The organism is Trinickia diaoshuihuensis (genome assembly GCF_003390925.1).
GTDB lineage: Bacteria > Pseudomonadota > Gammaproteobacteria > Burkholderiales > Burkholderiaceae > Trinickia > Trinickia diaoshuihuensis.
The window spans coordinates 145,197-167,530 of record NZ_QUBS01000048.1; the positions used below are offsets into that span (position 1 = coordinate 145,197).

Genomic DNA, 22,334 nt, shown 5'->3' on the forward strand with positions numbered 1-22,334 from the left:
TTTATACTCGGGGGAATTGTTTATTGTATATGTGATTTTCTTCATTGTTGCATATTTAATCGATAGTGAGCGAGCGCAGTTTGTCGCTGGTTTGTCATTATTTTTTACCGCCATTGCTTGCCTAATTTCGAGGCCCAAGGCGCCCCATGCTCTGGTGAAATATTCATTGAGACCGTGGATTGGGTTGCTGTTTTTGGTGAATGTTGCGTTTGGTGTATTGACGGCTTCTACCCGCGACTACGCAAGCCTAATTCCAGGGCTGGCTATGATGTTGATTATGGGGAGTTTGGCGGAGTGTTCCCGTCGCTCTCGGGAAAAAAAGGAGTTACGCGATAAACGGAATAATGGGTAGATCGACAACAAGAACACGACAATATCGTCGTGGGTGCCGCCGGCACACTGATGGGACGCCACAACCGGTGCGATAAGTCGATCAGGCGCGCGTGCGCTCGACCTTTACAATCGGCAGTTGCATGTGGATGAGCGGCAGTGGGCGAAGGACCACGCGAAGGATTTTGCGAAGTACTACGAGAACGCGACCGGTCGGGAGATCACGGCAGACGAAGCGGAAAAGATGCTGCTTGCGAACGGATACATCAGGGTCGATTCGCTTGCGGCGAGCGGGGGAGCGGGGTACGACAGGGACGCGGCGAAGTATCTGACGGACAAGGCTGGCGGGCTGTTCACCAAAGATCAGTACTACAATAACCCGTTCATGTTCGGGAACAAGGACGGGTCGCCCACGCCGGAGCAATTGGCAATGCCCGGAGGGGTACCCCATCCAGTAGCAGGGATGGTGATCGGTGGAGCGATCACAGGTGGTTTAGCGCTGGGGCCCGATGTGGTAGCAGGGGTTGTCGCCGCAGTGAAAGCATGCGCGGCTAACCCAGTGCTTTGCGCCAATCAAGCCGCGATCACGGCTGGCGACGTTGCGGCTGGGTCGGCCATGCCTGCGGGAACCGGGGCTGCTGCGGCTGGGGCGGCGGCGGCTGTGGGTAAGCTTATTGGATCCACAGACGGTCTCACCTCGGCAGAACAGAGTTTCATAAGCGAAATGATCGCGGGGGGCAAAACTGTAGAGGTAATTCCGTCGAGCAACGCGGGCCGTTCCGCTGATTTCCTAATCGATGGAACCAAATATGAGTTGAAGACCATGACGGATGTCGCCAATCAAACGTCCGATGGGCTGTCGAAGGCGATTTCGAGCACGGCGATGGATGCGCGGGGGCAGTCAGGCGATATTATTATTGATGCTCGGAACCAGGCAGGCATGACCCCGGATATCGCTCAACGCGGGATAAATAGAGCATTCTCAGCAGATAGTAAGTCCGGTTCTAAGATTCAGAGCATCACAGTCATCACTTCTCAGGGAACAGTGCATGTTCCGAGGTTGCCACAATGACGGCCATGATTAACGGCTATCCAACGGAAAGCGAGTTGCGCGCGAGAATCGAGCGTCAGCTCGTTTGGCGCGGAGCGACCGATACGGTTGCTCTTATCTGGCACGGCTATCTGTCAGCCCTGATGGAATGGGGAGTGATTGAGATGGATGTGTACGAGCGACTTTGCACACTGCTCCGCAACGTGGGCCGTAAAGAACTTGTAGAGCAGTCTATGGATGAACCTCTCACTCCAGAGCTGGAACGGGAGATTGAGGAGGCTATACGCAAAGACATACGATAAAGAGCAACAAGCCTCCTTGAGGACCTGTCAGAATTTCGTGCTCAAGACATCGGTTTCGTCGCCGTAATTTCAAAGCCGCCGCTGTCGAGATCCAATGTGCTCGGGTTCGCGGGCAATTCGGTGCCTAATGGCGAGACGAACCGTGCTTGAACATCGGTGAACCCAGCCGCGCGTAGATCGGCCTCGACCTGATCGGCTCGCAGCTCGCCTTCGCTGCCGAGCCGAAGATCGATGCTGCCGCCCGGCTTCACTATGCGAGCGAGTTCGGCAATCCCGGGCGGAAGAGAACCCGGCGCCACCGGGCCTTCGGGTCTCGTGAAAACTTGCCACGGAACGTTCTCCGCGACGACCTTGTTCATCGATCCGGAAGGGACAGCCGACATATCGCGCGCATCGGCCACGACGTCGGCTCCGGCCGTGCGGTCGATGTTTAGATAGATCTCTCCCGGGGCAGGCGGACGGAACACGCGCCCACCCCCGATGGTCAGCGTATCGGCGGTATCGAAATTGGGGGGCGCGATACGGTTCGAAGGCCAGATGGCCGTCGTGCGTGACGTCAGATAGTCGCTGGGATCGTCGAACGGAGAATCGTTCGCTGGACCGATTGGAAGCGGGCCGCTGCCGGCCGTATTGCCGCCTGTCGTCGCACCAGCGGGACTGCCGTCCGCAGCCGGGATGCCGGATTGCGGCGGCACGACCGCTGTCCCGCTCGACCCTCCGGTGGGTGATCCCGCCAGCGCGACGCCGGACGTCGACGGGTTTACATTCGACGTCGATACGCTCGGCGCGGCAGCACCCGACGGCCGGAGCGTGTTCAAAAACTCGGCGCCTTGCCGCGAAGCGCCGACCACGCCCAAGGCCAACGTCGTCCCGCCTTGGAGCCGCTGGTTCCACGAGAGCGAATCCCAATTGCTGACCAACTGATCGCCTGCATAAGCGCCGCTTGCCATCGAGATACCGTTGGCGGTCCACCCTACGACGCGCGCGCCGGTTTGCACGCCGCTGCTCGCGGCAATCGCCACACCATTCGTCGCAAGCGCATCGACGCCGAGTTTTGCCGCGCCTCCCGTGAAAGGCGTCGCAAGCCCGGCCGCGATGCCGGCATAATCGCCGAGCGTCGCTTTGCCCGGAGTCCACGACTGGCCGTGGTCCGCGCGATCGGTTAGATCGGATACGCCGTTCGTGGCAGCCACAGCGCCACCGGTCAGCACGCTGCCCCATGCCGCGGCGAGGAGCGGCGTGGCCATGCCGTCGGTGCCGACGAAGGCCGCTACGGTCAGCACGCCCGCGCCGGCGACCGCCAGGCCATCGAGGACATCGCCGCCGTAGCGCTCGACCTTGTCCCAAAAGCCTTCCGTTTTCGTTTGGCTCGCGCTTTCGATGCTGCCGTCCGCGCCGATCGTCAGATGGCCGTTGCTCGGCGTGACGAGTGTCCCGTAGCCGAGCTTGTTGCCACCGAGATACTCCTTCATGCTGTTGTAGGTTCGCCCGGCGTCGTCGACATACTGGTCGTTGCCGTTGGCACCCGTGACGCGCCAGACGATGTGCGTCTGCGGGCCATTCTTCGACCCGCTGGCATCGAAGACGACGGGCAGGGCGGTGACGCCCGCGGACGCGCCGCCGGCCTTCGTGATCTGACGCGCGATAGCGCGAATGGCATCGAGTTGCTTCCCGCTGTAGAGCTCGGTCGTGCCGTCGAGCAGGGCGGCGGCTTGCGTGCCGTTCGTTGGGGTTTGCACGTCGGGCTTCAACCCGAGGTCGCTGCCGATCATGTTGTCGAGCGCAGCGCCCGAGAGATACTTCGGATCGTCGCCGTGCGCGATCATGAACATGTCGAACTGCGCGGCGGCGACGGCTTTGGTGTCCTTCGGCGATTGCTGCGCTTTCGCCATGGTCGCGACGAAATTCGTTAGGAACTTGACGGTCTCCGGCCCCAGCTGCTTCGAGACATCGCTGCCGGTGATGGCATTTTGGAGGACGGATTTTTCGGAGTCCGAAAGATTTCCGGTCGCACTGACCGTCGCCAGCATATGACCCAGCGTCGACAGTTGCGGCGCATCGGATTGTCCGGCCGCGCTGTCGACGATCATCGCAGCGATCTTCGATTTGTCGCCGTCGTCCAGGGCCGTATTTTGGCCCACGCCGATGAGGCTCTGGCCGAGCAGTTGCTGATCGAGCGCGCTCGCTGCTTGTGGGCTCGGCACGCGCGAGGACAGCAGGGTGGCCATGGCGATTTGATCGGCTGCGGTCAGCGTATCTTGATCGATCGGATGGCCGGGGTCGCTCGTCGAGAGCGTTTTCGCGGTCTGCCGGATGAGTGCGCTCAACGCTTGCGGCTGAGTCGATGCGGTGACTTGCGGGTTGACCTTGGCGACGATCTCGGACGCCAATGTGTCTTGCGGCAATGGGGCGGACGACGAACCGCCGTCGGTGACCGTGCGCAGCGACATGCGCAATCTCCCGCTTCGGGCGGCAGCGAGTGTGTCGCCGGATGAAGCCGTTGAGCCTACCGTTGAGGGGGAAGCGGTGCTTCTTGGATGCACCGGATGTCACTATAGGGAACCGCTGAAGCCGCTGCGACGGAATATTTCGTAGTCGAGCCGATCGATCGCACCTGTGGACGCGGTACCGCTACTAAAGACCGTAAGCCTCTTGCCGTTGCGCCGGTTCGTGGCCGTGGCCGGTTTGGCAGCACCCGATAAATTGCCCATTTGGTCTACGTTGGCGCCTTGGGTGACACTCGGAGGCGGTGTCGCCGCAGCGATCTTCGCCGTCTGGCTGAAACGCGCCCGGCCCATGCTGTACGACAATCTCGGGCGGGTCCTGAACGAACCTTGAACGGCCGACATCGAATGGATCACAAATACTCGACGGCGCTCACGAATTCCGACGGCCGCGCGCTGGGCGTCGAGAAGATCAGGATGTCGCGATAGCCGTTGCGCGCCTGGTCGACGCAGGACGTAGGCGTCGCATAATGAAAATAGACCTGGTCATCCATCAGTAGCAGGTCCCCCGGCTGCAACGTTCTTTCGAACAGCACCGTCGTCCTGTCCGCGAGCACTTGCGACGCGCCGCCTGTGATGTTCTCGCGCGACACGCAAAGCATGCCGACATAGTCCATGCCATCCTGATGCGGCCCTTCCGTCACCGGCAAACTCGGTGCTTTGCCGATGCTCGTGATCCTGTGCGCCTGCACCAGTATTTCGCGCTGCGGTTCGATTGCGCAGCGTTCGACATAGGTCAGGATCGCGCGGGTCAGCGCGCCGTTCAGGTAGCGCTCTGGGATCTCCGGATAGTCGCGGATGATCGTTCCCCCCGGCGCGACGAATTTGCGGCTCGACAGGATCTGCAATGGTTCGTGCGTTTCTTTGCGGACAGTGCCGTTCTCGATCCGCACGCGCATGATGCTTTTCGCGCGGAAGCCGGCCTTCAGGTACGGATCGACAGGTAGGGTAGCAAACAGCGAGGTAAGCCCTGACAACTCGGGTTCGCTGAACAGATTCACGACGTCATAGTCCATTTTCATTTTTCTATCGTCCCGGAATCTTTTCCAGCATGGTGTGGCATAGCAGGCGCCGCGAATCTCATTGAACCAGGCTCCTGGTGAATCGCGCGAACTCCGTCGGCGTACGCCAGTCGTGCTCCCCGCGCTCATCGGCAAAGCACTGTCGCCAGAGGTCCAGTAGCGCTAGGGGCATCGACGCATACTGATAAGTCAGCTTCGTGAGCGAATCGCCGACATAGATCTTGTCCGGCTGACTCGATCGATACATCCGACCATCGCCGCGCACGTTGGGAAACGGACAGAAATAAATGCCCGCGGTCGCAGCGACAGGTCCGCCCAACACTTCGCGATCAACCTTTTGCGCGCACTGGACGACTTGAATCTGCTGCAAGTCTTCGAAGTAGATCAATTGCTCGATGTCTCGCTCGTATATCGATGCCAGCACCGACACGCAGTTGAACGCCACGCAATCAATCGTCGACGCCACCTGACCGGCGGTTCCCAGGGCGGGGGCGTGTGAATGACGGGCGATCTCGTACAGGTTGATCAGCGTGTCGCGCGGCACACGCGACTGGATGACCGAGCAAGCGTGCGCGACGGCCGGGGCGTTTTTGAACGCGTCGGTGTTGCAAACGTGATAATCGGTCAGTTGGAGGCGCTGTGCGAACCGTGCGGCCATCTGCGACACCTGCCGATGGATCTCGTCCCAATCTGCGGATAGCGAAGGGAATTTTAGTTTTTCGCCGCGCGTGCCCACGAACAGGATCGGCGTCGCGCCGATCAGCTTGGCGGTCGTCAGCAGGCTATGTATCTTGGCAACGCATTCCAGCGTGAGGCTCGGCACGCAGTCAGTGATGCACACGCCGCCGCAGAGCACGGCATCGCGCGCGATGTGCGTCAGGTCGCGCGTGCCGCACCACAGCCCGGCGCGGCAGACCGGCGAATCACGCAGCGGCGTTTGCGCATGCCAGCGCGCGCCGTCGTCGAGGCCGAAGCGCGTGCTTAGCGCGTCGCGATCCAACTGGTACCACTGCTCGATCAGTTGCAATCCCAACGTGTTCATCGGCGGTTTCCAACCCGGAGTTGTTCTCGCGGGTCGAGCTTCGCCGCATATAAATAGGGCACGCCTTCGTGGTCCGCTTGATCGAGGTTCAAGCCGAGCCGGGCGGCGGCGGCCAATAACTGGCGGCGTTGCTCCAGGGCGCAGGGCGAGGTGGTGAAGACGATCGCGCCATCGTCGTTCAACGCATCGAAGCACGAAGTCAGCCAGCCGCTCAATGCGTGCTGATAGAAGGTCTCGTCGGCGAGCAGCGCCTGATCGTCGGGCATTCGCCGGCCCAGTAGCGCGAGTAACGGCGAGCAGAACCGCGTAAACGAACCGCGTCCGAAGTAGGGCGGATCGAACAAACACACATCCGCGTGCTGTCCGATGCCGATGCCCGAGACATCGGCAATGCGGTAGCTGAGGCGGCGTTCCAGCGCATGTGAATAGGGTTTCAGCTCTGCGATGAAACGCGCCGTGTCGGCCTTGGCCCGCCGATAGGTTGGCATGGCAGATCCTCGCTCGCATGCGCCGTCGGCGCATGCTCTGCTTACGCAGTAGAGGAGCGCATGCACGGAGGCTGCATCGTGCTCGAATTCGTCCGAGCGGTAAATGCATTCGGCAGTCGCACGCGCGTCGCCGTCGCCAAGGGCGGCGAGGTCGATCGGAAGCTCGGCGAAGAAGCGCTCATTGCCGCGGAACATCTGGATGAATACTTCGGTCAGCGGATTGGAGTCCGACGCGAGTCCCTCGTAGCCCTCGATCGCCGCCACCAGCGAGATGCTCGCGGAGCCGCAGAACGGATCCAGGACGCGGCCCCGGGCCGGGCAGAACCGCGCCAGCACCGCGCCGATCCAGCCGGCGTCGTTGTTCGCCGCGGGATAAAACGTGATCCGCCTGTAACGCTCGAGTAGCGCGGTTTTCGTCGTGTCTGTCATGGCGAGTCGTGGTGGCGGCGTGGCGGCAGTGGCATCGTGGTAGCGATGCCGCACGCCCTCGGTGTTCGATCGACGCGTGAAGCTGCAAGCGCATCGACGCTAGAACCAGATCGGCACTTTTCGGTCGTTGGTCTCGGCGCCGACACGCTCCAAATGCTTGTTCAGCTTGATATTGGTCGGCTCGCAACGGTCGCAGCGGTGCAGCGCTTGGCACGAGAAGCGCTCGCGTGTCAGTCGGAAGGCGTCGTTGCCCCATACCTCCCGGAACGGCTTGTCGAGAATGTCGCCGACGATCATCTCGTCGAATCCCGAATACATCAGATCGTTGCAACCGGTCAGTTTGCCGTTGACCGCGTCGATGAAGGCGACCTGCGATACGACATGACAGCGTTTCAGTCCGCCGGTCAGTTCGGCCGGCTTCGTGCCGCGGATCGCCGTGCTGAAGAAATCGAGCGGGTCCGAGACGTTCAGCGTGAGATCGAGGGCTTCGCGTTGGATGCGTGACAGGATGTAGTCGATCTCCCGAATCGCCACGTCGATCTGCGCCCGGTTCATTCTGATGGGTTGCTCGCCGTGTATCGGGATCAAATTCCAATAGCGCACGTGGTGCTCATGAAGGAACGGCACGAAGTCCCGCAGATGGTAATAGTTCTCCGACGACACGACGGTATTGACCACGAACTGCATCGCGCGCTCGCCGTTGGCGGTTTTGTCGTTGATCGTCTTGATGCCGGCGCTCGCGTGCTCGAGCAGGCTTCGCGTCTTGCGCACCTCATTGTGAATCGCCGGATAAGGTGAATCGATCGAACAGATGATCTTGCCGATCTTGCTCGCGATCAGCGCCTCGCTGAACTTGCGCAGAGCGGTGCCATTCGTGATCAGCGAAAACTTCATCCGCTTGCCGCGCGTGAATTCGAGCAACGGCCCCAGATGCTTGTACATCAGCGTTTCGCCACCGGTGAAGCGCACCTCGTTGACGCCGAGTCCTTCGAACTCGTCGATCAGGTTCGTCACGTAGTCGAGCCTGGCGGACTCTTGGTTCTTCGTATAGGAGTCGCACATCACGCAGCGCGCGTTGCACTTCTGCAGCAGCCGGACATAAACCATCGAAGGATAGTCGGTCATCGCGGGCTCCGGGCTCACACGCTGCGCGCGTTGAACATTTCCGCGGCCTGCGGTCGCGGCGTGACGCCGGCGTCTACGGTGCTGTTCTTGCAGCAGCGCGAGCAGACCGTATAGAGGCGGTTGTGAACCTGATCGAGAAACGCCTTGCGCATCGCCGAGAAGTAGACGTCGGCGAGCGAACGCTCCTTCAGGTTGCCAAACGGAACACCGAGGCAAGGCGTGACATTGCCGTACGGGTCGATACGCACGGAGTTGTCCACCTTGTTGCAGCCGCGGTTGGCGAAATACGTCGGCTGCGTGTAGTACTCGACGATCCGCTCGTCGGGCACCCTGGGCATCGTTTCCACTTTGCCGGACAGCGCAGCCAATTGCTCGCGCAGCGTATCGAGCAGCGCCGGGTCGACCTGCGAAGTCGAGAACTGGTGCTTGTTCAGCACCGGGAAATCGCGCTCGACCTCGTCGAAACTATCGATCTGCATCTGCTTGTCGAGGAACCAAAGGTGCTGCAATTGCAACGGCAGTCCCTCGTTTTCGCACCACTCGTAGAGCTCGGTCAGGTGGGCGATGTTGAGACTGTTGATGGTGCAATTGATCAGAAAGCGCGTATCCGGCGGCGACTGTTTCCGCAGTCGCGCGATGTTCGCGGTGGTTTTCCGGAACGCGAACTTGTGCGCGCGAACCTGATCGTGAACGGCTTCCGGGCCGTCGAGCGAGATGGTGATCGATTGCGGCGGATATTTCTCCAGCAGATCGAATTGCTCGTCGGTGATACGGATCGCGCTGGTCAGCAGATTGATCCGTTGCGCACCGGCGAGCATTTCATAGACGATCGAAAAGTGCTGGCCGAACAGCGCTTCGCCGCCGGTCAGGGTGACGCGTGTCTTGCCCGGAAAATTCAGGATGTCTTGCGCGACCTTGATCGACTGCTCGCGATCGAGATACTGTGGTTTGACTCGGTAGGTATCGGACAATTGGGTAAACGGACACATCACGCAGAGCAGCCCGCAGTGATAGGTCAGCTCCCACGTGATACCGACCGGTTGGTTGACCGCGATGGTTCCGCTCATGGTCCTACTCCATTATCGTGGTTAGATCGTCGACGATCGACTCGGCTTGCTCTGCGGACATACGGGGGCCGGTGTGCAGATTGATCACCCGCGCGAGACATCGCTCGGCAACCGGGCAAGCGCGATCGCGCTGCGCGACTGTCCGCTGAAACATCGCAAAGCTATGTACCGCTCGGTACGTTCTTTCGAACGGGACACCGTGCTCCCTGAGCAGCGTCGCCAGATCGTCGGGAGCGAGACGGAAACCTGGCGGGATCACCACGGGAAATTTGACCCAACTGCAGCGGGCCGTGGCATCCGGCGTCGGTACGGCGAAACCGGTGCCGGCAAAAAAACTCCGATAGAGGTCCGCGACCGCACGCCGTTGCGCGAGAAAGCGCTCTATCTGTTCGAACTGTCCAACTCCGTACGCGGCGTTCAACTCGGAGAGCCGGAAATTGAAGCCCTGCATGTGATGCTCATTCCACGCCGTCAGTCCGTGATTGCGGATAATGCTTACCTTGGCAGCGACCTCGGAGTCGTTGGTGACGACCATGCCGCCCTCGCCGGAACTGATCACTTTCGACGGACTCAGGCTGAAGGCCCCGGCGATACCGAGCGTGCCGACATGACGGCCGCCGGTGAAACAGCCGATGCCTTGGGCGGCATCTTCGATGATCCGCGCGCGCGGGAAGCCGGGATGCATCGTCGCGGGCATACCGTACAAATGCACCGGCAGATAGTAGCGGGCACCGCGTTCCAGTGCGCGATCGAGACTGTCCATACTCGGCTGTAGCGTCAGTTCGTCGATATCGAGGAAGTAGGGCTGTGCGCCGGCGAGCACGATGGCGTTCACGGTGCCGACGAACGTATGCGTCGTCACGGCGACCAGGTCGCCCGGCCCGACACCGGCCGCGAGCAACGCCGCCAGGATCGCCGCGCTGCCTGAGTTGACCGCGATCGCATGGGCCGCGCCGGTGTACTCGCGAAAGCACGATTCGAGGCGCTGAACGAACGGGCCGCTGGGAAACCCGGACACCAGGCGGCTTTTCGCGACCGCGTCCAGATACAGACCCTCGTTGCCCTCGGAGGCCGTCGGCATTCCGATGATTTTGATGTTCGCTTGAAGCGGCATTGGCATATCCCCATGAGGTGGCTCAAGCGAGCGCGAAGAGCTGCTTGACCTCGTTCGTCACATGCGTGGCGCCGTCGAATCCGCCGATGCATGCGTCGAACTGCGCACGCTGGGCGCGAATCGCCGCAGCACGCAACGCCGCGTCGAACAGCAGTTCGCACACGCGTTCGGCGGCTGCGTCGGCGAGCGTGTCGAATTCCGGCGACGTGAGTTGCGATTTCGCACGTTCCTGCAGAAACCGCGTCGCGGCCCGCGGATCTCGCGGCAGATCCCGCGTGCCGAAATCGAGCGCGGCGTATTGTCCGGCAGGGTCGAGAATCATCCGGTTCAGATGGTGCGCGTAATGCTGATCCGGCAACAGCAGGTAGGGCGTGCCGTGAAAGATGCTTTCGAGTGCGGTGGTCAGTCCGGGCGGCGCCAGCAGCAGTGTGCAGGTGCGCACTTTTTCGTTCATGTGGCGGTGATCGAGCGAGCACATGTTGAAGCGCCGCTGCTGTTCCTGCGGGATCAGCTTACGTACCGCGGGATTGACGGCAATATCGATCCGGGTGTCGCCACCCGCTTTTGCTCGAATCCGCTCGCACAGATCGATGACGAGGTTCGCGTAGTCGAGCGATGAGACGGCATCCGCGAATGCCGACAACTGCCCCGACAGCGATACCAATAGGTCGCAGCCTTGACATGCGACCGGCTCGCCGTGGCGCGGCACGATCGCGTCGATTTCCCGCGGGTTCGCGATTGCGATCGTGCTATTGAGGTTGCTGTAGCGCTGGATAAAGCAGGCGTGCGCTAGATAGTGCGCGAGCGCCTGCGCGTCGTGCATCGGCATGTCGTTCGCCAGTTCGTAGCCGAGCGCCGGCGCGCCGGGCAACTCGCTGCTTAACTTTTCGAGCATCTCGCGTTCGATGGACGAGCGCCACAGGAACGACAGGCTGTCGACGTAAAGCGTGGTTTTCCGGTGGGCGTACCCCGCAATGACCAGCGCCGGCTCCATTACGCTCAGGATCGCGTCGCAGCCGCGAATTAGCGCTTCGTGCTCATGAATCCGGCCGGCCTCGAGCTCGACGATGGTGTCGAAGAAACCCTGGTTCATTCGCACCGCCGTCATGGCGGTGCCGCCGCCGAGGAACGAGAGATGGAAATCGCCGCCCCGAAGCCGCTCGACAATACTCAACAGTTTTCCCGCTGGACCGTAGCCGAACGGCTCGGCGGATAGCAATAGTTTGGGGCGCCGCATGGAAGTGTCCTCTTGCTTGGCGTTGCAGGGCTTGCGGCGGACGCTTGTCGCGACGCTCTCCACGCCGCACCACGATCGTCAGAACATCGCGACGACGGTCGAGCGTTCTCCGGTCAGCGACAGCTTCACGACGCTCTTCACCGTGTAGCCGGTCTCACTTTCCACGCGCGCGGCGCCGCCGTAGTCGATCTTCTCCGCGAGGCAGACGATATCGACAATGATGGCGCCGGCGGCCTCGACCGCCCGGATCAGCCCGATGAGGGTGCCGCCTGTGCTCAACATGTCATCGACGATGATCACCATGTCGCCGCGCTCGACGCCGTTCAGGAACAAGCTGCCCGAGTGGTACTCGCAGTCGAACGGAACGCTGATCTGCCCGTCGAGCCCGTTGGGGTACCAGCGGGCTATACCGAACGGCAACCCGGACTTCAGCGACACGGCGGCGATCAGCACGGCGCCTTTGTCTTCTTCCCCCACGATCTTGGTCGACCGCTGGAAGTCGCCCATTTCGATGACGGCCTCCGCCGCACGCGCCAACACGTCTGGGCGGGTGGCCGGAATCTGCTCGGTCAGCGAATTGATGACGAACTTCTTGCCTTGAACAGGCAGGAGCGGGCAACCGTCGAAGGCATCCCGAAGCAGGGCGTCGTCGGCTAGCTGTGGAATCCGGATATCGTCAAGCATGGGTAGCCCTCGCGCTCGTTTCGCGTTTGTATGTTTCCATGAGATGCTCGGCGACGTCCTGCTTGCAACTGCTGCAGGATGGGGCGCCGCGATAGCAACTGTCGAGTTTTTCGCTGGAAAAACTCGTCGGCCCATGCAGGTCGTAATGGAACAGCGTGCGATAGCTCTCGCACGTGGAAATGCGGTGGCTCAGTTCGTTGCTGGTGCCGGTCCGCAGCTTGCGGATCGCGTGGGAGAACGCGTCGCGCTCGCCAGGACAACCCAGCGCGAGATGCAGCTCGTCGGGATTCTCGATGACGAGAAAGCCGAGGTCCTGGACGAGAGCCTTCGGCAACGATCGGCTTAGCGTCTGGATCAAGTCGATCTGCGATCGGTACAGAACGAACAACGCTGGTTGCTTCGCCGGCAGAGACATGGCGAAAGCCGCCAACATCAGATGCCACGACGGCGGATGACTGCTGCCGGCCTTCGACACCAGGTCCCACTTGAGCAGATCCGCCGTACGGATCAACGTATCGATGCCGACGACGTCGCGCAGAATCCGGCAATCGAAATAGCGCCGAAGCGAATGAACGGCATGGGGGTTGCCATCGTCCGCAGGCGCAATCACGATGGTCAGCGGCATGAGTCCGGCATTCCGGAGCAACGTGTCCAGCGCGAAATAATTGAGAATGTCGAGCGTTAATGCCTGATCGATACGATAAGGTAAAAGAAATGCGTTTACCGTTTCCCCGGTATCGGCCCGATCGAATATTCGATTTGCACCAAATTGACCCGCGATCAGCTTGATGTCAACAAGGCGCTCATCTGCGTATGACCAAAGTCTCTGATTGACTGGTGAAAGCATGATGTGGGGGGTCGTTTTTTGGTCAATACAACGTATTGGCACGGAGCCGACACGCTGCCCGCGCGGGCGCCTCGGTGTATAAGCGAAGCCGGCGAGGGCGCTTTCCGCGATCCCGCCGTCTCAGTGCGCGTTCTGATTATTACGCCTTGATGCTTACCTCTGAATTTATCCTAGTAATCGAATCGTCGAGTGTCAATGTCGATTTCGTGAGATTGCGGGGTGGCATGAAAATGCATAAAAAAATAAGCATTATTTTGCTGTCCGCGTGCCGGTCGGCGACATGGAATTCCCCGCTGTGTCCCGCTTGTCATGCTTGGCCGGGCTGTCGACGTCGAGCGAGATCAGCGGCAAGCCGCCGGTTTTCCCGTTGCCGATAACGACCACCTTTGCATTGTCCGAGCGCGCGAGTTCCAGCGTCGCTTCGATGCCGCGCCAGCGCAGATAGTCTTCGGACATGTTGCCGCTGATGATCTCCTGGAAGTTGCGGATGCCGAGTGCTTCGACGCGTTTGCGCTCGCTTTCCTGGGCTTCCTTTTCGACGAGCAACGCATATCGCTCCACCTCCTGACGCGCGACATTCTTGCGCACGATCGCTTCCTCCATGCCCGGCGGCAACTCGATGCGTTTGACCAGCACATCTTCGATCGACACCCAGGCCTGACGGCCGCGGCTGACATTTTCCAGGCCGTGCTCGATGTCGTAGCGCACGGATTGTGCGATCTGGCTCTGGATTTCCAGACGATGGCGCGTGTAGATATCTTCCGGCTGATAGAGGGCAATCACATCGCGTGCGCGCGAGCCGATGGATTGCTCGATGAGGGTGGTGCGATAGTTCGGACCAATGTACTTGTGCAATTGCGCCAGATGTTCGGGCAACACGCGAAAACGCCAGGCGATCGTGACCGTGAGCTGCAAGCCGTCCGACGACAGTACGTGGAAGTCCTCGTCGACGCTCTGCAAGCGTGCATCGTAGATTGACATGACGTCCCAGGGCAGGATTACCGTGGTGCCTTCCGTATAAACGCGATCTACCACCGTGCCGCCGCCGAAACGCGTCCACAGCACGCCCAGGTGTCCCGCCGGAATGGTGATGATCATGAAAGGCAGCAGGAAAATGAGAAGCAGCACCAACACGGCGCCCACGATCACGAGATCGCCGCTGAAGAACCGGAGGCGCCCGCGCAGATGGGTGAATAGCGTGGACGCGGTGGCGCCGAACACCCTCCGCTCATTCATAGTGCATCCCCTTCGTCGCGATGCTGACAATCCGGCCGTCCTCGAAGTGCAGACGGCGGTTTGCGTGATGGAAGTATTTTTCGTCGTGAGTGATGGCGATGACGGTCACCCCCTCTTTGCGCAAACGAGGCAGCAGCGTTTCGTAAAACTTAGCGCGGAAATGCGGGTCCTGGTCGGCGGCCCATTCGTCGAGTACGACGATGGGTTTGCCTTCCAGTTGCACGGCGACGAGCGCAAGGCGCTTTCGTTGTCCGCTCGATAGGTCGATCGTCGAGAAACGCCGCGCCTGCAGGCGGACCTTGCGGTCCACTTCCATTTCCTCGATGAGCGTCGCCGCACGATCCTCATCGACGTGCTCGACACCGTACAGGGTGCGAAACGCGTGGAAATCGGCGAACACCGCACCGAACATGTTGCGGTAGCGCTGCATGTCGATGCGCGTTACGAGCCGGCTGTCGACGAGAATTTCGCCGGAGTCGGCGGGATAGAGGCCTGTCAGCATCTTGATGAAAGTGGTCTTGCCGGAGCCGTTGCCGCCTGTGACGAAGAGTGTCTCGCCGCGCCGGATGGTCAGATCGATCGGCCCGACCGTGAACCGCTCGCTGCCTTCGCCGCGGCTGAACAGCAGGTGCCTCAACTGGATGGCGTGAAAGCCGTGGGACCGCTCGCTGACTGGCTCGTCGTCTTGCTCGCTGTCGCGTTTCCTCGCTTCGGCGATGCCTTTTTCCAGATGCTCGTCGAACAGTTCTTCGAGCTTCAGCAGGCTTTCCGCCGCTGCGTCCGCGATCGTGATCTGGGGGGCCGCCGACAACAGACCCGACACCGGGCCTTCCAGAAAGAGGACGGCGGCAAGCACCTTCACCGTGATGCCGCCGAAGGTCGGACTCAGGGTTGGCAGCACGAACACGAGCGTGCCGAGCACGACGTACATGGCCGCCTGCGAAAACACGAAATTCGCGTTCAGCGTGCGTTGCGCCAGTGAGCGGTAGCGCGCCGCCCGTCCGGACACCGCGACCGCGTCGTCAATCAGTTCGGCTGCGCGCCGGCTCGATAATTTGACCTCCTTGAAGCCGTTAAGCATTCCCTCGACCATTTCGTGCAGTGCGGTGACTCTCTCATGCGCGAGCCGCAAGTCCCGGCTCGCCTGTTCACTGCGTTTGCGGTAGACGCGTGAGGCGATCAGCACGACCACCGCGACGAGGGCCAGCGCGGGCAGCGACAAGGTCGCGATATAGACGGACGTCCAGAAGATCATCATGATCGCCTGCGCGCCGAGGCTCAGGCTCGTCGCCGTTTGCGAGATCGTCTCGGTGTCGGAATTGATCGCCGTGAAGATTCCACCGTGGCCGATTTTTTCGATGCTCAGCAACTCGCAATCGACGAGCTTTTGGATCAGCCGGCGCCGGCGTTCATCGACGATGCGTTCGACCTCGTCGGTGGTCGTCGTCAGCACATAGCGCTGACTGAAAATATAGAGCAGCAGGCCGGCGCCGAACAGCGCGACATATTTGACGTTGCCGTGCCCGGACACGTATTGCGCGGTGGTGTTGACGACCGCGAGAACGCCCGTGCTCGCCGCCGCCGCAATGAAGGCCATCAGAGCGAGCCTGCGCAGCGAGAGCCGGGTGTCGCGCAGAAGGAGTTCGATCAGATGCATCCGCCTAGCGCCCGCTTGCCCGATCGCGGACGGCAGCGTCGCCGTTCGTCTCGAGCGAAGCGAACAGCAGCAGATAGATCAGGAAGACCGTCGGCGTGAGCAAGAACGACAGCAACGTCGCGCGCAAGAAACCCACGCGGCTCTTGCGGCTGAGAAAACCCACCATCAGACACAGGGCCACATAGATGAATAGCGTGATGGGCATCGCGGCTTCTCCTCATTTTTCGTCTTTGAGCGTCAGCGGGATCGCGCCGTAACCGACGGCTTTGACGTCGCCCAGACAACTGTCGCCGGTGTCGTACGTGCAACGAAGGATCTCCACGTCCGCTGTCACGCCGGCGCAATCGTCGACTGCGACCGGATTGGTGAAACGATTCAACTCTTCCTTGCCGACCTTCACGATGTCGAAGCGCAAAACAGCGCTGCCGGCAGCTTGGCCATTGGGCTTCCGGTAGCGGATGCCGACCATCAGCAATTCGAGGGTCTGATTCGACGTATTCGTCGCGAGGACTTGCGGGACGCACGCCGCTTTGCCCTCGGACTGCGCGGTGGCGATGCCGAACGCCCGCGGAATGGATAGGTAGACCGGTCCCTTCGGACGGCGCGCGCTGAGCAGTTCCTGCAGCGGCCGGTTCGGCACCGTCGCGGCGGTGCCAAGCGGGTTGATATCGTCCTGTGCGAAGCAAGGCGGCGCACTCGCGCAGAGGGCGACGAGCGCCAGCCGAGCCGCGACGCGGAGCATATGACGGATTACCGCTCCCACCGTATGGGCCATACCGGAGGTGCGTGAACGATGTGACACCTCATTCGGTGCACGGTCGTTGGGCGCCATTCAAAGGGCGGAGCGGGTGAGGGCGGTTATGTTTGCGCGTCAGGGGCGCCGGACCCTTTTCGCTTGAGGGCCGTCTTGCCTTCCTCGACGGCCTTCTTGAGGTTTTTCGCCATTTGCGCCGGATTCACGTCGAGGACGGTGCCGCCGGTCTCGAAGTGCTCGAGGAATAGCTTGCCGATCGCGTAGGTCGTCGCGCCGGCCAGTGTCGATTGCGCGACTACACCGGCGGCGGTGCCGATGCCGGGAACGCACTTCAGGACGCTCGCAACCGGCGTGGCGATCGTGAGCGGCAGATAGCTGCCCAGCACCGCGGTCAAGAGCTTCTTGCCGAGCTCGTCGGTCAAAGTGAAGCCGTACAACTCGCTGAGGTTGCGCAACAGATTCAATTGCACTGCGGATAACGCGATGAGATCGAGTCCGGGGATCGGCACGATGCCCACGCCCGACGCCGTGATCGCATGGTTCTTGATGAGGTTCAGCGCATCACTGTGCCGCTCCCGCACTGTCAGGCGCTGCGCATCCACCTCGTCCGTTCCGGGACCGGCTTCGCCCTCATGCCCTGGTTCCACGTGATTTAGGTCGCTCATCGTCTTCTCATCCTTCGAAAATTGAACACCAGGCCGCGCTGGCATCGGCGGACGGGTCCGGCAAACTATATTGCGCGCAGATAGAGCAGGTATTGCGACAACCGTAACGGCAGCATTTCGGCGATGCTTCGAGAGGGAGGCTGGAATTTATGCTTTTTCCGACTAATAGGCCGTATGCGCGCTCGGCGTTACGCCACGTGAATGAGTGAAGGCGAAGCGCCGATCTTTGTCAAGGAAAGAGATGGCGTTGGAAATTCGGGCAGGTCGCGATTTCGTTTCACCATCCCATCGCGCGCGGCCACCTCGGCAATCGAATCTCGATCTGGCACGCGCAGAATTCGCACGATCTGCCCATCCCTGTATCGGCCCTTCTTAATGACGCTCTGCGTGCCCGGATGCGCCAATCCATCGAGTACTGCGAGAAGTGCGCGAGGGTCGGCGCGAGACGCCCGACCATGCTCCGGATATCCCGGACGATTGCCGCCACGCGTGGCTGATCGTGGTGCACCCACCTTGCGTCGACTGTGATGTTCCAGCGACGTCACATGGACGTCACGAACTACGCGCCAACGCTGCGAAAGGCAGCTTCGGGCTGTCCGACCACAGCGCCATCGCGACGATTTCAATAACCGAATTCTTAAAGATTGCAAAGTGCATTGCGAAGCGTCGTTTAGCCTGGACAAACGAAATCACCTGTTGCAAAGTAATGTCTACCGATTGAATTCGAAGGTGTAGAAACACAACGAAAACGATCGCCGTCGTATTCGAATAGCGTCTCGCCGGTTTCGCCCCATCGCAGACATGACATCCGGCCGTTGCGCAACAAGCATCGATTTATCAGCTCGTTCGTATTAAAAATTTAGCAGTCCTATTGATGCCCATATAAACAGGGGCATGCGGAAGCGTTCGTGCGCCTCGAACGCACGCCGAGTAACCGATGCAGTGCAGGGTCTTGCAACTCCAAATTCGCTCAGTTGGGGAAATCCGAATGAATCGTATGTTCCGCATCATCTGGTCCAAGGCGCTCGGTACTTGGGTGGTCGCTTCGGAATTAAACAAGGGGCGCGGCAAGAGCGGTGGAGATACCGCCCGATGCCAGGCGCTCGTGGCAGGCGTCGGCATCAGCGCGCTGATGCTCTGCTGCTCGTCGCCGGTCAGTGCTCAGGTATGGAAAGGGACCACCAGTAGCGACTGGACGGTTGGAACCAACTGGTCCACCGGCACGGCGCCGAGCGGCACCGCCACGGTGACCATCAACACGAATTCGCCGAATCCTACGGTGCTTGGCGTGTCGGGCGCTGCTACCGGCACGATCGGTCTCTTGCAGATGGGCACGGTGGCCGGTACCAGCGCGCTCACCGTTCAGAACGGCAGCAAGTTGTCGTCGAGCGTGACGACGGGGGTCAATGAGATCGGTAACGCAGCGGGCACGAACACGACTGTGACCATTACAGGCGCAGGTTCGTCCTGGTCCACGGGTACTCTGGTTCAGATCGCCGGGCCCACGGGTTCCACGGGCACGCTGAACGTTGCTAACGGCGCAAGCGTGGCAACGGCCAGCCTGAATTTCAGTATTACGGGCATTTCGGGCGGCAATGCGACGCTGAACGTAACCGGCGGGAGTACGCTCACCACCTCGGGCACTGTCTTTATGCTCGAGCGCGGGTCCACTAGCACCGCGAATATCTCCGGCCCGGGTTCGCAATGGAACATCGGTGGGTTCATGGCGATCGGTAGAGGCCGTGGCATCGACGCCGGAAGCGGTGTGCTGAACGTCACCAACGGCGGCGTCGTGACGGCCGCCGGCTTCATCACCATCGCCGGAAACAACCTTAGCGGGATGGGAACGGGTACAGCGACTATCACCGGCGCGGGTTCGCAATTGAATACGAGCGCGGACCTCGGCATCGGCGCGTATGGGAATGGGACGCTGACGATTTCCAATGGCGCATCGGCAACGGCGAATACGGTTACGATGACTGCGATATCGTCTTCGAAGGCCACGCTCAACGTCTCCGGCGCAAGCCTGCTGGCGACGCAGGCGCTCACTGCCGGACCGGGCACCGTCCAAGCGAACTTCGATAGTTCGACTCTGCGTGCGACTGCCTCAAATGCCGCGTTCGTCAGCGGCTTCTCGGGCACGCAACTCAATCTCGCGGCCGGCGGACTGACGCTCGACACCGGCGGCTTCAACGTCACAGCGACCTCACCGTTCAGCGGAACGGGCGCGCTGACCAAGATCGGCAGCGGCAAGGCGGTATTCACCGGTAACAACACATATTCCGGCGGCACGACGATTTCGGCTGGCACGCTCCAACTCGGCAACGGCGGTACGTCGGGCAGCGTAGCGGGCAACGTGGCGAACAACGGTACGCTCGCGTTCAATCGTTCTGATGTTTCTATCTATAACGGCCAAATCTCAGGCACGGGTGCGGTCAGCCAAATCGGCAACGGCACGACGATTCTCGGCGGCAACAATACTTACGTTGGCGGCACCGCCATCAACGGCGGCACGCTCCAAGTGGCGGGAGACGCGAATCTAGGCAGTACGAGCGGAGCGCTCTCGTTCAATGGCGGGACGTTGCAGACTACGGCGGACTTCGCCTCATCGAGAGCCGTGACGCTCAATGCGAATGGCGGCACGTTTCAGACCAACGGCAACCTCACGTTGAGCAGCGCGATCGGCGGCACCGGCGCACTCACCAAAACCGATGTAGGTACCTTGCTGCTCACGGGCAACAACACTTACACCGGCGGTACGACGATTTCGGCCGGCACGCTGCAACTCGGCAACGGAGGAACGTCGGGGGCGATCGCGGGCGATGTCTCGAACAACGGCACGCTGGCGTTCGATCGTTCCGATACCGTTACGTTCGGAGGCCTAATCTCGGGGACGGGCGCGGTCAACCAGATCGGCACCGGCGCAACGATCCTGACGGCCAACAACACCTATACCGGGGCGACGGCGGTCACTGCGGGGACGCTCGCGGTCGGCGACGCATCCCATCCGCAAGCGACGATCGGCTCGGGGAACGTATCGGTTGCCTCCGGTGCCGCGCTCGGGGGATACGGGCAAATCGCCGGCCCGGTCCAAAACAGCGGCACGCTTGCCGCGGCAAACGCATTGCCACTCTTCGCAACCGGTTCAACGGGTACGTTGCAAATCGGCGGTTCGGTCACGAACGGCGGCACGCTGCAACTCGCAGCGGCCAACGGTAGCCCAGGGAACGTATTGCATATCGCCGGCAATTACACCGGCAGCGGCAATAGCCGGTTGGTGCTGAATACGGTATTCAACCAAGGGGGTGCCGCATCGCAGACGGATCGGCTCGTCGTCGCAGGAAACGTCAGCGGCAGCACGGCAATCGCGCTGAATCGATTGGGTACCGGCGCACAGACCGTCGGCGATGGCATCCAACTCGTGCAAGTCGGCGGTACCTCTGCGACTAACAGCTTCCGTCTTGCAAGCCCCGTGCAAGCAGGCGCGTATCAATACATGCTTTACCAAGGCGGGTCCACGGACTCGAATAGCTGGTATCTGCGCTCGCAGCTAGAACAAGCCGTGGCTTCGCCGGCAGACTCGAGCGCGTCGCCGGGCGGCTCGACCCCGCCGGCGACGGGCGCCGCCACTCATGCGGCTGCCGGTGCGGCCGTCGCGTATCGGCCGGGCGTGGTCGGCTATTCGGTCACGCCGCTGCTCAACGCCGACTACGGTTTCACGGTGCTCGGCCGCCAACATGAGCGCGTGGGAGACGAGGTCGGCGCCGGTGCAATGCAGGCGGCGCATAGCGACGGAGTCTGGGGCCGCATTGGCGGACAGAGCGTCGATGCGGATGCGGGAAGCCGTTTCTCGGCCGACGAACGAACGTTCTTCGCGCAGTTCGGCAAGGACTGGACGCTCGGACATGATTCGAGCGGCGGCAGTACACATGCCGGCGCAACCGTGACGTTCGGCTCGACGTCGGCCTCGTTTAGCGACAACCTGCGCAGTATCACGGGACAATTATCGAATGCGACCGGTACCGTCGAAACACAAGCCCAGTCGGTCGGCGGTTACTGGACACGCTATCTGCCCGACGGCGCTTACGTGGACGCTGTCGGGCAACTCACGCATTATCAAAATCGTTATGGCGATATCTTCGGCGACAGCGCGAGCCAGAACGGATTCGGCGCCGGTATTTCCGGCGAGGTCGGCAAGCCGTTCGCGTTGGGCGGCACGGGAGCGGCCCTCGAACCGCAGGCGCAACTGCTCTATCAGTATCTGCATCTGAACGGCTTCAATGACGGCGTCTCGCAAGTTGGCGCGAATTCAACGAATGGGCTGCGCGGCCGTCTCGGCTTTCGCTTGTTCAAAGCCAATCTATCCAACGATTCGAAGACGTCGAATATGACGCCGTGGTTCACCGCCGACGTGTTGCACGATTTCGTCGCGCCGGGGCAGACGAGCGTGGGAGGTACCCCGTTCGACAACCGGTTGGGCCGGACTTGGTACGAACTGGGCGTAGGCATCACGGGCAGCTTCGGCAAACGTTCAACTGTCTATGCGGATGTCCGATACGCGCGCAATGCCGGCGGCGATTATCGACGCACCGTATTCGGACAGGCGGGCTACCGGTTCAACTGGTAACGCCGGTACCGACCGCGCGCAGGCGGCTTGCACCAACGTGACGTCGAGCGCGCGGGCGGCGGGAGACCGATTGAATCTCCCGCTGTCACACTTTTTAAATACAAAACCGGATTAGGTCGTAATACTATTGCGCGACTGCCCGAGGGTGGGGCG

The 22,334-nt window shown here is 61.2% G+C and carries 18 protein-coding genes; 3 read left to right on the top strand and 15 right to left on the bottom strand.

Annotated elements, in window-relative coordinates:
* Nucleotides 1-475: 475 nt before the first annotated feature.
* Both DXT59_RS10960 and DXT59_RS10965 read left to right on the top strand, forming a co-directional pair.
* The gene (locus DXT59_RS10960) at nucleotides 476-1,402 is read left to right on the top strand and encodes a CdiA C-terminal domain-containing protein (RefSeq protein ID WP_116136923.1); all 927 of its coding nucleotides are present in this window, start codon (nucleotides 476-478) and stop codon (nucleotides 1,400-1,402) included.
* Nucleotides 1,399-1,683: a hypothetical protein gene (locus tag DXT59_RS10965; RefSeq protein WP_240324470.1), complete on the top strand. Its 285-nt coding sequence runs from the start codon at nucleotides 1,399-1,401 to the stop codon at nucleotides 1,681-1,683. Before DXT59_RS10960 ends, DXT59_RS10965 begins: the two co-directional genes overlap by 4 nt.
* A 41-nt stretch (nucleotides 1,684-1,724) precedes the next feature.
* Here DXT59_RS10965 and DXT59_RS10970 read toward each other — a convergent pair whose 3' ends face one another.
* The 15 genes from DXT59_RS10970 to DXT59_RS11045 all read right to left on the bottom strand — a co-directional run bounded on the left by DXT59_RS10970 (nucleotide 1,725) and on the right by DXT59_RS11045 (nucleotide 17,554).
* The gene (locus tag DXT59_RS10970) at nucleotides 1,725-4,133 is read right to left on the bottom strand and encodes a DUF4781 domain-containing protein (RefSeq protein ID WP_116136924.1); all 2,409 of its coding nucleotides are present in this window, start codon (nucleotides 4,131-4,133) and stop codon (nucleotides 1,725-1,727) included.
* 407 nt (nucleotides 4,134-4,540) lie between these two features.
* Nucleotides 4,541-5,338 (bottom strand): 2OG-Fe dioxygenase family protein, encoded by a 798-nt coding sequence (locus DXT59_RS10980; RefSeq protein ID WP_116136926.1) that lies wholly within the window; start codon nucleotides 5,336-5,338, stop codon nucleotides 4,541-4,543.
* Nucleotides 5,268-6,251 carry a hypothetical protein gene (locus DXT59_RS10985; protein ID WP_116136927.1) on the bottom strand — a complete coding sequence of 328 codons (984 nt, stop codon included), beginning with the start codon at nucleotides 6,249-6,251 and terminating at the stop codon, nucleotides 5,268-5,270. Before DXT59_RS10985 ends, DXT59_RS10980 begins: the two co-directional genes overlap by 71 nt.
* Nucleotides 6,248-7,222, bottom strand: a complete 975-nt coding sequence (locus tag DXT59_RS10990) for a DNA adenine methylase (protein ID WP_162878033.1) — start codon at nucleotides 7,220-7,222, stop codon at nucleotides 6,248-6,250. The genes DXT59_RS10985 and DXT59_RS10990 overlap by 4 nt, the downstream gene beginning before the upstream one ends.
* A 45-nt stretch (nucleotides 7,223-7,267) precedes the next feature.
* Nucleotides 7,268-8,293, bottom strand: a complete 1,026-nt coding sequence (locus tag DXT59_RS10995; RefSeq protein WP_116136929.1) for a radical SAM protein — start codon at nucleotides 8,291-8,293, stop codon at nucleotides 7,268-7,270.
* 14 nt (nucleotides 8,294-8,307) lie between these two features.
* On the bottom strand, nucleotides 8,308-9,360 hold the full coding sequence (locus DXT59_RS11000) for a radical SAM protein (protein WP_116136930.1): 1,053 nt from the start codon (nucleotides 9,358-9,360) through the stop codon (nucleotides 8,308-8,310).
* A gap of 4 nt (nucleotides 9,361-9,364) precedes the next feature.
* Nucleotides 9,365-10,474 carry a DegT/DnrJ/EryC1/StrS aminotransferase family protein gene (locus DXT59_RS11005; RefSeq protein ID WP_162878034.1) on the bottom strand — a complete coding sequence of 370 codons (1,110 nt, stop codon included), beginning with the start codon at nucleotides 10,472-10,474 and terminating at the stop codon, nucleotides 9,365-9,367.
* Between the two features lie 22 nt (nucleotides 10,475-10,496).
* Complete coding sequence (locus DXT59_RS11010) at nucleotides 10,497-11,711, bottom strand: hypothetical protein (protein WP_162878035.1); 1,215 nt, start codon at nucleotides 11,709-11,711, stop codon at nucleotides 10,497-10,499.
* A 78-nt stretch (nucleotides 11,712-11,789) separates the two neighbouring features.
* The gene (locus tag DXT59_RS11015) at nucleotides 11,790-12,395 is read right to left on the bottom strand and encodes a phosphoribosyltransferase family protein (protein WP_116136933.1); all 606 of its coding nucleotides are present in this window, start codon (nucleotides 12,393-12,395) and stop codon (nucleotides 11,790-11,792) included.
* On the bottom strand, nucleotides 12,388-13,284 hold the full coding sequence (locus tag DXT59_RS11020) for a hypothetical protein (RefSeq protein ID WP_162878036.1): 897 nt from the start codon (nucleotides 13,282-13,284) through the stop codon (nucleotides 12,388-12,390). The genes DXT59_RS11015 and DXT59_RS11020 overlap by 8 nt, the downstream gene beginning before the upstream one ends.
* A gap of 207 nt (nucleotides 13,285-13,491) precedes the next feature.
* Entirely contained in the window at nucleotides 13,492-14,478 is a 987-nt protein-coding gene (locus DXT59_RS11025; protein ID WP_116136935.1) for a prohibitin family protein, read from the bottom strand.
* Complete coding sequence (locus tag DXT59_RS11030; protein WP_116136936.1) at nucleotides 14,471-16,135, bottom strand: cyclic peptide export ABC transporter; 1,665 nt, start codon at nucleotides 16,133-16,135, stop codon at nucleotides 14,471-14,473. The genes DXT59_RS11025 and DXT59_RS11030 overlap by 8 nt, the downstream gene beginning before the upstream one ends.
* A gap of 4 nt (nucleotides 16,136-16,139) precedes the next feature.
* Nucleotides 16,140-16,340, bottom strand: coding sequence for a hypothetical protein (locus tag DXT59_RS11035; protein WP_116136937.1), 201 nt, complete (start codon nucleotides 16,338-16,340; stop codon nucleotides 16,140-16,142).
* 12 nt (nucleotides 16,341-16,352) lie between these two features.
* Nucleotides 16,353-16,877: a hypothetical protein gene (locus DXT59_RS11040; protein ID WP_162878037.1), complete on the bottom strand. Its 525-nt coding sequence runs from the start codon at nucleotides 16,875-16,877 to the stop codon at nucleotides 16,353-16,355.
* Nucleotides 16,878-16,993: 116 nt separating this feature from the next.
* The gene (locus DXT59_RS11045; RefSeq protein WP_116136939.1) at nucleotides 16,994-17,554 is read right to left on the bottom strand and encodes a YcjF family protein; all 561 of its coding nucleotides are present in this window, start codon (nucleotides 17,552-17,554) and stop codon (nucleotides 16,994-16,996) included.
* 988 nt (nucleotides 17,555-18,542) lie between these two features.
* Here DXT59_RS11045 and DXT59_RS11050 point away from each other — a divergent pair.
* The gene (locus tag DXT59_RS11050) at nucleotides 18,543-22,181 is read left to right on the top strand and encodes an autotransporter outer membrane beta-barrel domain-containing protein (protein ID WP_162878038.1); all 3,639 of its coding nucleotides are present in this window, start codon (nucleotides 18,543-18,545) and stop codon (nucleotides 22,179-22,181) included.
* The last annotated feature ends 153 nt before the right edge of the window (nucleotides 22,182-22,334 follow it).